Annotated in this window: 11 protein-coding genes; 2 read left to right on the top strand and 9 right to left on the bottom strand. The window is 54.9% G+C overall.

Translation table 11 applies throughout. The annotated features are described in order from the left end of the window. The first annotated feature begins 100 nt into the window (after nt 1-100). Nucleotides 101-1,273: a GGDEF domain-containing protein gene (locus PS2015_RS01765; protein ID WP_058020557.1), complete on the top strand. Its 1,173-nt coding sequence runs from the start codon at nt 101-103 to the stop codon at nt 1,271-1,273. 38 nt (nt 1,274-1,311) lie between these two features. On the opposite strand, the gene PS2015_RS01760 is transcribed toward PS2015_RS01765, so the two are convergent. Both PS2015_RS01760 and thiC read right to left on the bottom strand, forming a co-directional pair. After that, nucleotides 1,312-2,388, bottom strand: coding sequence for a 3-deoxy-7-phosphoheptulonate synthase (locus PS2015_RS01760; RefSeq protein ID WP_058020556.1), 1,077 nt, complete (start codon nt 2,386-2,388; stop codon nt 1,312-1,314). Between the two features lie 63 nt (nt 2,389-2,451). Continuing rightward, the gene (thiC, locus tag PS2015_RS01755; protein WP_058020555.1) at nt 2,452-4,356 is read right to left on the bottom strand and encodes a phosphomethylpyrimidine synthase ThiC; all 1,905 of its coding nucleotides are present in this window, start codon (nt 4,354-4,356) and stop codon (nt 2,452-2,454) included. A gap of 276 nt (nt 4,357-4,632) precedes the next feature. On the opposite strand from thiC, the gene PS2015_RS01750 reads away from it, so the two are divergent. Further along, nucleotides 4,633-5,985 carry a TolC family outer membrane protein gene (locus PS2015_RS01750; protein ID WP_058020554.1) on the top strand — a complete coding sequence of 451 codons (1,353 nt, stop codon included), beginning with the start codon at nt 4,633-4,635 and terminating at the stop codon, nt 5,983-5,985. 18 nt (nt 5,986-6,003) lie between these two features. On the opposite strand, the gene hemH is transcribed toward PS2015_RS01750, so the two are convergent. The 7 genes from hemH to PS2015_RS01715 are packed head-to-tail and all read right to left on the bottom strand — an operon-like array spanning nt 6,004 to nt 12,650. Further along, the gene (gene hemH / locus PS2015_RS01745) at nt 6,004-7,083 is read right to left on the bottom strand and encodes a ferrochelatase (RefSeq protein ID WP_058020553.1); all 1,080 of its coding nucleotides are present in this window, start codon (nt 7,081-7,083) and stop codon (nt 6,004-6,006) included. After that, on the bottom strand, nt 7,080-7,451 hold the full coding sequence (locus PS2015_RS01740) for a hypothetical protein (RefSeq protein ID WP_058020552.1): 372 nt from the start codon (nt 7,449-7,451) through the stop codon (nt 7,080-7,082). The genes hemH and PS2015_RS01740 overlap by 4 nt, the downstream gene beginning before the upstream one ends. Next, on the bottom strand, nt 7,448-8,023 hold the full coding sequence (locus tag PS2015_RS01735; RefSeq protein ID WP_058020551.1) for a Tll0287-like domain-containing protein: 576 nt from the start codon (nt 8,021-8,023) through the stop codon (nt 7,448-7,450). The genes PS2015_RS01740 and PS2015_RS01735 overlap by 4 nt, the downstream gene beginning before the upstream one ends. Before the next feature lie 6 nt (nt 8,024-8,029). Continuing rightward, the gene (locus PS2015_RS01730) at nt 8,030-9,301 is read right to left on the bottom strand and encodes an O-acetylhomoserine aminocarboxypropyltransferase/cysteine synthase family protein (protein ID WP_058020550.1); all 1,272 of its coding nucleotides are present in this window, start codon (nt 9,299-9,301) and stop codon (nt 8,030-8,032) included. A 54-nt stretch (nt 9,302-9,355) separates the two neighbouring features. Next, the gene (locus PS2015_RS01725; RefSeq protein ID WP_058020549.1) at nt 9,356-9,844 is read right to left on the bottom strand and encodes a hypothetical protein; all 489 of its coding nucleotides are present in this window, start codon (nt 9,842-9,844) and stop codon (nt 9,356-9,358) included. Next, nucleotides 9,844-11,286, bottom strand: coding sequence for a GTPase/DUF3482 domain-containing protein (locus tag PS2015_RS01720; RefSeq protein WP_058020548.1), 1,443 nt, complete (start codon nt 11,284-11,286; stop codon nt 9,844-9,846). Before PS2015_RS01720 ends, PS2015_RS01725 begins: the two co-directional genes overlap by 1 nt. Continuing rightward, nucleotides 11,283-12,650: a DUF2868 domain-containing protein gene (locus tag PS2015_RS01715; RefSeq protein ID WP_058020547.1), complete on the bottom strand. Its 1,368-nt coding sequence runs from the start codon at nt 12,648-12,650 to the stop codon at nt 11,283-11,285. The genes PS2015_RS01720 and PS2015_RS01715 overlap by 4 nt, the downstream gene beginning before the upstream one ends. Nucleotides 12,651-12,754 lie beyond the last annotated feature (104 nt).

Below are 12,754 nucleotides of genomic sequence, written 5' to 3'. Positions count from 1 at the left end.
GATCACTGAAATATTGATCAGTGTTGTATTTGAAGCAGGTCTTGATGACCTGCTTTTTTTTTAGCTGCTAGAATGGTGAAAAACCGGTTGAGTACTCTGCGTGCCCGAATTTTCGCTGACTGAAAGACGACAACAGATTATCGAGCGACAAGCCAGACATCGTGGAGCACTGTTATCCATGACATTGCAGCGCCTGGTATTCCTGGCGGCAATTGCTGTACCGGTGTCAATGCTGCATATTCTGTTCTTTTTCGGCTTTGAGGCGACAACGACTGACGAGCAACTGTGGCATCAGGGCATCATCGCAGCACATTTCACACAGGCCGTGCTGTTCAGCCTGATCGGTCTGGCTGCGCGGCGCTATCAGAGCCAGCCCCACCTCTGGCAAGCCAACGCTACATTCTGGTCTGCCCTGCTATTGGTGATTATCTCTGGCGCGTCGATAACCATCCTCGACCAGTTGGTCACCACGGCGGTGACCCCTTTCCTGGTTGCCTGCACAATCGCGGGCGTCATTTTTCTGCTGTCGCCGCGCCAGGCGCTGTCTGTCTATAGTGGCGCATTTGCGCTGTTTTTTCTGGGCCTGGAGCTGACCCAGAGTGATCCGGCGATACTTTTGTCCAATCGTGTTAATGGCCTCACCGCTACCGGCATAGCGGCCGGCCTGTCCCTGATGTTGTGGCATCACACCGTGACGAGAAAGGACCAGGAACAGAAAATTGCCGAGCAGCAGCAGGCACTGCAAGCCTCCAATCAAATGCTGGAAGAACTGGCATCACGTGATGATCTCACAGGGCTGCTGAATCGCCGCCTGTTTGACTTGATGGTTCAGCAGGAGCTTGCTGCGCTGGCCCGCGATAACAAAACATCGGCTCTGCTGATGCTGGACATTGATCACTTCAAGTCAATCAATGACAGTTACGGACATTTGTGTGGCGATCAGATACTGCGGGAATTGTCGGCCTTGCTGCAACAGATGCTGCGCGCCTCTGATCTGTGCGGCCGTTGGGGAGGTGAAGAGTTTGTGATTTTGCTGCGCGACACGCAGGCTAACAAAGTGCCAAGTATAGCCGAGAATATAAGGCAAAGTATCGAAGACCGCATATTTGTCCTGGACGGCCGCTCGCACCGGATTACGGTCAGTATTGGTTGTACCTTGCTTGACCCTAATGATCCGGAACCGATGCTGAGCGCTTATCAACACGCCGATCTGGCACTTTACCAAGCCAAGAGTCAGGGCAGGAACAGGGTAGTGATGCGCAAGACGACGTGACCCCTGCGACCAATTTGGACACAGGGGTTAAACCCAGGTTATGGAGTCTGCCGCTGAGGCAGCACGTCCTTCAGCTTGGCCGCCATCTCTTTGATACTGCGCTCAGTTTCCGCCCAGTCAATACAGGCATCAGTCACTGAAACACCGTATTTCAGCTCTTTCAGGTCAGCCGGGATTTTCTGATTGCCAAAGTTAATGTTGCTTTCCAGCATTACGCCGATAATCGACTGATTGCCTTCCAGGATCTGATGTGTCACATCCTTCAACACCAACGACTGAATAGAGGGGTCTTTGTTGGAATTGGCGTGGCTGCAGTCAATCATGATATTGGTGCTGACACCGCCCTTACGCAATTCTTCTTCCGCCTGCGCCACATGCACAGAGTCATAGTTCGGACCGGCGCTGCCGCCGCGCAACACAACGTGCGCATAGGGGTTACCCTTGGTTCGCACCACGGCAACCTGACCACCTTTGCTGATGCCCAGAAAACGATGTGGGTGACTGACCGACTGCATGGCATTGACCGCAACCATCAATCCACCATCAGTGCCATTTTTGAATCCCACGGCTGAAGACAGTCCACTGGACATTTCCCGGTGGGTCTGTGATTCGGTAGTCCGCGCGCCAATGGCCGACCATGCAATCAGGTCCTGCAGGTATTGCGGAGAAATCGGATCCAGCGCCTCGGTTGAAGCCGGCAGCCCCATTGAAACGATATCCAGTAGCAGCTTACGGCCCAGTTTTAGGCCCTCTTCAATCTGGAAAGTATCGTCCATGAAAGGATCATTGATCAGGCCCTTCCAGCCTACTGAGGTACGCGGCTTTTCAAAATAGACACGCATCACGATATACAGCGTGTCCTGCACTTCCTCAGCCAGTTTCTTGAGACGCGCCGCGTAATCCAGGGCGGCTTCCGGGTCATGAATCGAACAGGGTCCGACCACCACAAACAGGCGCGGGTCTTTGCGATCCAGAATGTTAAAAATCGTCTGGCGGGCACTGCGCACGGACTCCAGAGCACTGCCTTCAAGCGGCATCTGAGCCTTGAGCGCCTTTGGCGTCATCAGAGTCTCAATAGCCTCGATGTTCAGATCATCAGCTTTTAAATCAGTCATGCAATGTTCTCATCTTTCTGAGAGTACAAATCGTACTCAATAATATTGTGGTTCGTGGATGTCTCACACCTTGCGGTAAAGCTGGCGTCCGCTGCTGTTGTATTCTTCAGCCATTTTCTGCATGCCTTCCAGCGCGGCCTTTTCTTCGGCATCCACATCCTGTGCCGCCGCATAGTCGCGCACTTCCTGGCTGATTTTCATGGAACAGAACTTGGGCCCGCACATGGAGCAGAAGTGCGCCACTTTACCGGAATCTTTAGGCAACGTTTCATCATGATAGGCACGCGCCGTATCCGGATCCAGACCAAGGTTGAACTGATCTTCCCAGCGGAATTCAAAACGCGCCTTGGACAGGGCGTTGTCACGTAACTGCGCACCTGGATGCCCCTTGGCCAGATCGGCCGCATGCGCTGCGATCTTGTAGGCCATCAGGCCTTCCTTCACATCCTGCTTATCCGGCAGCCCCAGGTGTTCCTTGGGGGTAACATAACAAAGCATGGCGCAGCCAAACCAGCCGATCATGGCCGCCCCGATACCGGAGGTGATGTGATCATAACCCGGCGCGATGTCGGTGGTCAGGGGCCCCAGCGTGTAGAACGGCGCTTCATCGCAAACTGCCAGCTGCTTGTCCATGTTCTCCTTGATCATGTGCATGGGCACATGACCAGGACCTTCGATCATGCACTGCACATCATGCTTCCAGGCGATCTTGGTCAGCTCACCGAGCGTCTCCAGCTCGGCAAACTGCGCGGCATCATTGGCATCAGCCACCGAACCGGGACGCAGACCGTCACCCAGCGAGAAGGACACATCATAGGCCTTCATGATCTCGCAGATGTCTTCAAAGTGCGTATACAGGAAGTTTTCCTTGTGATGCGCCAGACACCATTTGGCCATGATGGAGCCACCACGCGAAACGATACCAGTGACACGTTTGGCGGTCAGCGGCACATAACGCAGCAGCACACCCGCATGAATCGTGAAATAATCCACGCCCTGCTCGGCCTGTTCGATCAAGGTATCGCGGAAAATTTCCCAGGTCAGGTCTTCAGCCACACCACCGACTTTTTCCAGCGCCTGATAAATTGGCACCGTGCCAATCGGCACCATGGAATTGCGGATGATCCACTCGCGCGTTTCGTGAATGTTCTTGCCGGTGGACAGGTCCATGACGGTATCGGCACCCCAGCGGGCAGACCAGGTCAGCTTTTCTACTTCTTCTTCGATGGACGAGGTAACAGCCGAATTGCCGATATTGGCATTCACCTTCACCAGAAAGTTGCGGCCAATGATCATGGGCTCGATTTCCGGGTGATTGATATTGGCCGGGATGATGGCACGCCCCCGTGCCACTTCATCTCTGACAAACTCAGGCGTGATTTCCTTGGGGATGGCCGCACCAAATGATTGACCGGGATGCTGAAAGCCCAGGTCGTTCACATCGCCGCCACCCAGTTGCTGATCGCGCAACTGGGCAATGCTCATGTTCTCGCGGATGGCAATATATTCCATCTCCGGCGTGATGATGCCTTTGCGCGCATAGTGCAGTTGCGTCACATTGGCACCGGCGACGGCGCGACGTGGACGACGCATGTGTTCAAAACGCAGGTGCGCAGTCTGCACATCCGCCTGGCGCAGGCGGCCAAACTCAGAGCTTACGCTTGGCAAAAGCTCGGTGTCACCGCGCTCTTCAATCCAGGCCTCCCGGATGGCGGGAAGCCCCTGTCGCAGATCCAGTTTTGCGTCCGGATCCGAGTAAACCCCGGAGGTATCGTATACCCGGATCGGCGCGTTGGGCTCAAGCCCCTTCTCGGTCTGCGTGTCTGACAAATGAATCTCGCGCATCGGTACGCGAATGTCGGATCGGCTTCCCTGCACGTACACTTTTTGCGATCCGCTGAATGAATAGCGGGTTCTGTCGTCCAGTTCAGTAATTCTGTCGAGAAAGTGTTCGGGGTTTGCACTCATTGGACTATCCTGCTTTCAGGCCGGTAAGGACCTGCTGAAAATTAAAAATTTAAGGCTGCCACTCAAGGGTGTCCATTATGCCTTAAAGCCACTGAAAGTGTTACCGCAAGCCCAAGACATCAAGTGTGCCAGAGAAAATTTCAAGCTGACACAATCTCTTATTTGGATACTTTCGTAACACTGTGTAGAATGGCCGGCAGCTCTGCAGGCCTTAACAGTGACTGAACCAGCCACTGCGCTCTTCAGTCAACGATTGATCTGACAGGATTTCTGACTATGCAACGTTTTATCCGCAAAACGGTTTTGGCGGCCGGAGTGTTTTTTGCCGCTCAATCCGCCTTCGCAGACGACCTGGTAACCATTCTCGAATTGGCCATGCGCAATGACCCGGCTCTTCGCCAGGCCCAGGCACAATTACGCTCCGGCCAGCAGCAACTGACGCTGGCCCGCGCCAGTCTGCTACCTCAGGCTAACGCCTCGGTATCTGAGCAGCGCCAATCGACCGGCCCGGCCGGTGATATTTCCTATACCTCGCTGGACGCCAGTTCCCGACGCTACAGCCTGGGAATTAACCAGTCGCTGCTGAATATGCCCAACTGGTATAGCTATCAGGGAGCCAAGGAGGCCGACAAAGCGCGTCTCTATAACTTTCAGGCCCAGGAACAGGACCTGATTATCCGTGTTGCCTCGGCATACTTTAATGTGCTGCGTGCTATTGATGACCTGACTACACGACGTCAGGAAGAAGAAGCTGCCCAGCGTCAGTTTGAGCGCACCCGCCAGCGCGAAGAAGTGGGCCTGGTCGCCATCACCGAAGTATACGAGGCCCAGGCCGTTTACGATCTGGCCCGTAACAACACAATTCTGGCTGAAGACACACTCGCCAGTCGTTATGAAGCGCTGGAAGCCATTACCGGCCAGCCGCATCCGAATATCGACATCTTGCGCGAAGACTTTCCGGTCATGGAAGCCGATGGCAATATCGAAGAATGGGTCCAGGAAGCGTTGAATAACAATCCGCAATTGCTGGCTGCCCGCGCAGGTGTTGAAGCGCAGACGATGATTGCCAAGGCTCGGCGCGCCGATCGTTTACCCACCGTTAACCTTCAGGGTGGTTACTCTCACTCTGAGACAAACTCCGGCCAGGGTGCCGACGGTAGCGTACGCTCAATCGGTGCGATCGAAGGCGTCAGCGTCACCCTGTCTGTCAGCGTTCCACTGTTTTCCGGTTATGCCGTAACAGCACGTAAAGAGCAGGCCGAATATGACCTGGTCGCCCAGCAGGAGTCTGCTAATCTGGCACGTCGGCAAATCACGCAGGACATACGTAATGCCTATCGACGCGTCAACACCGACGCGCTGGTGATCGCCCAGCGCCAACAGGCCATCATCTCTGCCGAAGCCGCATTGAATGCTATTGAAGCTGGATATGAAGTGGGAACACGCAATATTGTTGATGTGCTGCAGGCACGCCAGCAATTGTTCGTAGCGCTGCGTAATTACTCGGATGCCCGATACAACTACGTGGTCGACACACTACAGCTCAAACGCACCGCTGGCGTTCTAACGCCACAGGATATTATCGATCTGAATCAGTGGCTGTCAGACCAGCCAGCCACCGCTCAGTAAGTTCGTTCCAATTCAAACTCAGCTTTCCGCGCCCAATTCTCGGGCGCGGCGCTGACGCTGATCATCTGCAAAAGGCGCCGACCAGCCCGACAGATTCGCCAATACCAGCTCTGCCAGCGCCTCAATATGCTCGGGGCGATCGTTAAGGGCCGAAATATATTCATAACGCTCACCGCCCGCATGCATAAAATACTCCCGATTCTCTTCCCCGATTTCTTCAATCGTTTCCAGACAATCAGCCGAAAAGCCCGGACAAAAAATCTGTACCGACTTCACGCCTTGATCCGGCAATGATTTAAGAGTCTCGTCCGTATACGGCTTCAGCCATTCCTCACGACCAAAGCGTGACTGAAAAGTGGTAAGGTACTCACCCTCTGACAGACCCAGCTCCTGCGCCAGCAAGCGCGAAGTCTTGTGACATTCACAATGGTAGGGATCGCCCTTGAGCAGATATTTTTTGGGCACACCGTGGTAGGAAAACATCAACTTGTCAGCCCGACCATGCTCTTCCCAGTGCGCTTTGATGCGTGTTGCCGCAGCCTGGATAAACGGCTGATAATCGTGGTAGTGTGAAACAAAACGCAGATCGGGCAGCCAGCGACGCTTGCGAAAATCCTGGCTGATGGCATCGAAAGTCGACGCCGTGGTTGATGCCGAGTACTGGGGGTAAAGCGGCACAACCAGCAGTTTGCGCACACCCTGATCCAGCATATTCTGCAATACCGCATCAATGGATGGATTGCCGTAGCGCATGGCAAAGTCCACCACCAGGTGCTCATGACCCTGTTTTTCCAGTTCATCGCTTAATGCCGCCGCCTGATTACGGGTGTGAAAGAGCAAAGGTGAGCCCTGGTCAGTAAATACTGTCGCATAGGCTTTTGCCGAGCGCGGCGGACGTATGTTCAGAATGACACCGTTGAGTATGAGCCACCACAATGGTCGCGGCACTTCCACCACCCGCGGATCCCACAGAAACTGCTTGAGATAGCGACGCAGCGCCGACGTGGTCGGCGCATCCGGCGTGCCCAGATTGGTAATCAGCACGCCAATTTTGTCAGCCTGCTGGTGAGTAAACGTTGGACTGCCCTGAAACCTCATAAATTTTCCGTCTGTGACTCTGAGAGTTGTTTTTTACTGACCCAGTTGGCGATCAGGAACTGGGGAATTGACAGCACTGTTACGAAAATAACTGCAATAGGGATCATGGCGCCATTGCCATACAGTATTGATGCGAACACCTGGCCCAGCATCATGCTGACCGGCCAGCGCCAGCTACGTCGGGGATTTTTGTTGGTGATCACCCAGATAACAACACACATCAACGGCCAGCCCAGCCAATAATAGGCTGCTGTTGACCAGGCTACCGGACTGCCACCGACGTTCACCACCAAAATATAAATCAGCGCACCCGCCAATCCTGCCAATGCATGCACACCGCCCTGCCGGGCCTCTGTCGCGTCCGTCACAGCGACCTGCGTATGCTGATTGCACCGCGGATCTGACCAGCCATATAGCCGGTGGCGGCATCGCCCGGGTAGTGCTCATTCAGCGCAGCGCGAACATCGCTGCTGATGTCGGTACCATGGCAGGTCAGGCAAAGTTCACCGGCGGGTTGCGCCTGCATATAGCGCAACTCGCCGTTCACGACAGCCGCCTGATTGATCTGACCGGCCGCTTCGCCAGCCTGCTGGCGCCGGTCAAAGTCCTGCAGGACCTGTGTTTCCCAGTCATCGGGTATAGCCGTTTCCTGATTACGGGCCTTCAGGCTGACCCGACTCACGTCCCAGCCACTGTCACGGCTCAGATCCGCCGCAATCTGCGGCGCAGCGACTGAGCAGACTTCAATACCTCGCACCGGACCACCGGCCTGCATCGCGGCCTGCAGCGTAGGCAACAATGTCCCCACAAACTGACCACTGATAGCCTGTGCTTCAGCTACCATATCAGACGGGGGCTCAACAGCTTCCTGTTGACAGGACGCCAGCATCACCAAAAACGATGCCAACGCGACCGTACTCAAACCGGTTTGTTTGTTCATCAGCGGTTATACCTTTTCCAGCGCCTGATCGATGTCGGCAATAATATCATCAATATGCTCGATCCCTACCGACAGCCGAACCAGGTCTTCACTGACGCCGGCTTTAGCCAGCTCCTCAGGGCTAAGTTGACGGTGGGTTGTGGTCGCCGGATGACAGGCCAATGACTTGGCATCCCCAATGTTAACCAGACGCAGGATCATTTGCAGCGCATCAATAAATCGCGCACCTGCTTCACGCCCGCCCTTGATACCAAAACTCAGAATACCGGAGGCCTTACCCTGGCAAATCTTCTGACAAACGGCGTGATAAGGACTGTCCGGCAGACCGGCATAATTCACCCAGGCCACTTTCGGGTGACTTTTCAGGTGGCTGGCCACTGCCATGGCGTTTTCGCAATGCCTTTCGATACGCAGGCCCAGTGTTTCCAGCCCCTGCATGATCAGGAATGCGCTATGAGGCGACAAGGCCGCACCCGTATTGCGTAATGGCACTACTCGACATCGACCAATAAACGCCGCCGGGCCCAAAGCCTCGGTATAGACCACACCGTGGTAGGACGGATCCGGCTCATTGAGCATCGGGAAGCGCGATTTATTGGCCGCCCAGTCAAACTTGCCGGAATCAATAATCACGCCACCAACCGTTGTACCATGACCACCAATGTATTTGGTCAATGAGTGCACGACGATATCCGCGCCCTGGTCAAATGTCCGACAGAGATAAGGAGTTGCCACCGTGTTATCAACAATCAACGGAACACCATGACGATGAGCAATTTCACTCAGGCGCTGCAGGTCAACGACATTGCCGGCCGGATTACCAATGGATTCACAGAAAACCGCTCTGGTCTTGTCATCGATCAATTTTTCCAGCCCTTCAAAATCGTCAAAAGAGGCCATGCGCACGTCAATGCCCTGGTTCGGCAAAGTATGTGCAAACAAGTTATACGTGCCCCCATATAGCTGACTGGTGCTGACAATATTGTCACCCGCACGCGTGATGCACTGAATGGCATAGGTAATCGCAGCCATACCAGACGCCAGCGCCAGCGCACCAATCCCGCCTTCCATCTCTGCCAGTCGCTGCTCCAGCACATCGTTGGTCGGATTCATGATGCGACTGTAAATATTGCCCGCCACCTTCAGATCAAACAGGTCCGCACCGTGCTGGGTATCATCAAATGTAAATGATGTGGTCTGGTAAATCGGCACTGCTGCAGCTCGGGTTGTCGCCTCAGACGTATAGCCATGATGCAGTGCCAGTGATTCCAGTTTCATATCATGTTTCCTTCTATTAGTGAGTAACGGTTTTCAATTCTTCGAAACCAATGTCTAAAACAATCTGGCGACGCCGGTACCAACGAGCCAGGATAAAAAAATCACGCTTATGCCAATGGTCAAGTGCTCTGCAACAACCGGCATCGCGGAATGACCCTGCTGGCGAGCAATAAACACACTTAGTAATGTCAGCACCAGCATGCCCCATATCACACAGATAATAACAGCCTGTTGCAGTGGCAAAAACAGCAAGGGCAGGGCGAATGTCGAGGCCATGGTAAATTTGGTAATCAGTGTCGCCGTAGTCGCGATCCAGACAGACTTTTGCGTGCTGTCAGGACGAGCCTCTTCTGATAAATGAATGCCAAAAGCGTCAGACATGGAGTCAGATACCGCGATAACCAGTATACCGCCCATCACCGCCGCCAGCGATTCGGTGCCGGCAAACAAACCAACAATTAATCCCAGAGTCGTTATGACACCCGAGCCGGTGCCAAAGAAAACTCCGGTCAGCAATCCTTTATATTGTTTGAGCGAATCCATTAATGCTCCTGAGCCGGTGTGTTATAGCGTTGTTCAAGCAATCTTTCCAGCAACTCGGCCAGCGAGGCGGCGGCCTGCTGTTTCGCCGCATCATCAAACATCAAAGCGTCGTCTTGCCCCCAATCGACATGGCTGCGTGCCATGCGCAACGGCGGCGGCAGATCGCCCACAGTGAATACTGATGCCTCACCACTTGATTGCAGACTGTCCAGTTGTGCCCGCGCCAGTTTTTGCTGAGCAGCATGCCCGCGTCGTTCCAGGGCAGCTACCAGGTCAAGTTGCCGGGTCGCCAGCGCAGCGATGATACCATCATCTATACGCAGCGCTCGTTCACCGGTCAACTTGCCCAGCAGATCCCCTCCGTAATGCCGCAAGGTCTGCAAGCCGCCTCCGAGCATGGCACCAGTCAACGCCGCGGCGCCCAGGGTCATGCCGCCAACCATCAAATCAATACCGAGGCCCGCGGCGGCGCCGGCAGCTGCTCCACCGCCAAGCTTGATCCCCATGTTCTGCAGCGTGTAAGGATCAAAAATATCCTCTTGCCAGCGACCATCAACCAACGGCAGGGTATCCGTTTCAATATCATCCGGATAAAAGCGGTATAGGCTCAGCAGTTGTGCAACACAGGCCTGCTCCCGCTTTCTCACCTTATCATTCAGCGTCTGCACGCCACGCTCGATCGCCTGCGGTTCGCGACTGACCCTGAGTTTCATGGCCGCACATTCCAGCAGCAGCACAGCAATCAGCTGCATTGCTGTTTCGTGTCGCTGCCTGGCATCGCGCTCATGACTGCGAATCAGTGTTTCTATTGTCTTGCGATGAGCATCCAGCAATGTCGCCAGCTTGGTGTAAAGTATGCGCTCACCATCTTTGGGCGGCGCCACTGTGTCAAAGCGTACGATCGCATGCAGCCCCAGGCCGGCCAGCACCTCTCGCCACTGCTGCTCGTTAGTCTGTCCGGCAGATACAAAATTGAGAAGTGGTAATAACGGGACGCCACACATGCTCAATATTTCAAGCTCATCGCGATGCTTTGCAAGCACCGGATCACGGGCATCGATCACGTATAAGGCGGCGTCGCTGTGCGACAACTGCCTCAGCACTTTGGCTTCCTGTTCAAATCGCTGCCGGGCATCTACCGATTCCAGGAACCGACGGACCCGGGTCGGACCGTCTTCACGGCTGCCCTGGGCGCTTTGGCTGACAGCGCTTTGCTGATCAAACAGCGACAGCAGGTCGATCGCATCCTCAATTCCCGGCGTATCATATAATTCCAGCAATACTCTGCCATCAGCCTGCAATCTGGCCACTTCCACGTGCCGCGTTGTCCCGGGTCGACCAGAAACTTCTCCAAAGCGTGTATCTCGCGTCAATGTACGCAACAGGGATGTTTTACCGGTATTGGTGTGACCAACCACAGCGATACGGATCAAGTCACTCATAATACGGCCCCCAGCTCACTTATTGCCTCGGGCAATGACTCACTGATCGCAGACGAACGAATTCCGATATCGTTCAGCATCTCGCGCCAGGCGGCCAGTCGCTCTGATGAAGACTGATCCTGATTCAATAGACAGACTGCGGTATCGCCCGCCAGACTCCCGGCGCTGACAAACCAGTGCAGGGTGCCACGATCAGGCGAGATTGACGCGTCACAGACCAGTAGCAGTCTGGCAGGAGCCTGGTCGGAAAGATCACTCAGAATCTGCTGCCGGTCATGGCGGTTTTCCACTTTGAATGCCCGGACACCAGTCGGACAATTGGCAGGTGGCCAGACTTGCTGCGTCGACAATTCGAAGGCCACGACCGCCCGCGCTGCCGGATCAATTTGTTTGTTTGGCTGGATACGCGACTGACCAGGTGGAGCAGGAGCCGGATCCGTGACAGCACGGAGTGCATCCTCTGGTGTCAGGCGCTGCAGCAAGCCTGACCACTCCGGATTAGTTAGCGGCAGACCCACTCGACAAGCCCCACTCCAGATGCGCAACGCTGATATAACAACCAGAAGCAACCTGGGCACTACACCAAACACAAACACCTGACCAGTCAGCCATGATGCCCAGGTGCGGCGCACATCATCGGCCCTGGCACTGGCGATATCGACAATACTGGACGGCTCGGGCATGGAAAACCCGAACCATTGAGGTATCACCGACAGAACTGAGACCAACTGCGCAAAAACTTCGGTCGGCAAAATTGTGGTTTCCCAGACAAACACATAGCTGCGCAAGGCCAGTGCCCATAGCAAACCTGCGGCCGCGCCCACCATGACGGCCAACCACATGATGTGGCTGATCAGCGCCAGCCACCAGGGTGTCAGAGCCGCGCGGGAGTTGAGCAGAAAGAAAGCTTTGAGCAAGGACTTGTTGGGGCCACCGGACAATCGCGCACTTAGCCAGAAAACCAGACGCCCTGCCAGCGCACCATCGGACTTGATCAGCATACCGGCCAGCCAGAGAATCAGCATCAGTAGCTGCAAACCCAACAGCGCCCCAACCGCCCACAGTATATTGACTGGGCGCTCACCATCACCCAGCACTGTCAGGGCGGTGGTGAAACCGCCCGCCAGCGCCAGGATAGTCAATACAACGATAACTAACACCAGACGTTGTCGCCAGGAGAGCAAAGCCTGGTGCAAATGCAGGCGATCAGCGACAACGGCCGCCCATCGCAGTACACGCGACTCTGCATCAGTGTCCAGTTGCCGGGCCTGTTGCTCAGCGTCCGGATCGGCCCTTTCTGCCAGGCTCAGTCGCGCGGCTTCCGCCAACCAGCGCGCACCGAAGTCCGCTTTATTCAATTTCAATACTGAACATCCTGTTTATCATCGTCATAGCATTCTAGCCGATACTCGCTGACGACTGCACCCTGATTACGTTAGACTCAAATCGGCAGCAACAATTCAGGAGC

The organism is Pseudohongiella spirulinae (assembly GCF_001444425.1).
Taxonomy (GTDB): Bacteria; Pseudomonadota; Gammaproteobacteria; order Pseudomonadales; family Pseudohongiellaceae; genus Pseudohongiella; species Pseudohongiella spirulinae.
Note: the sequence above shows the minus strand (reverse complement) of the source record. Positions and strands in the feature narration are given on the sequence as shown.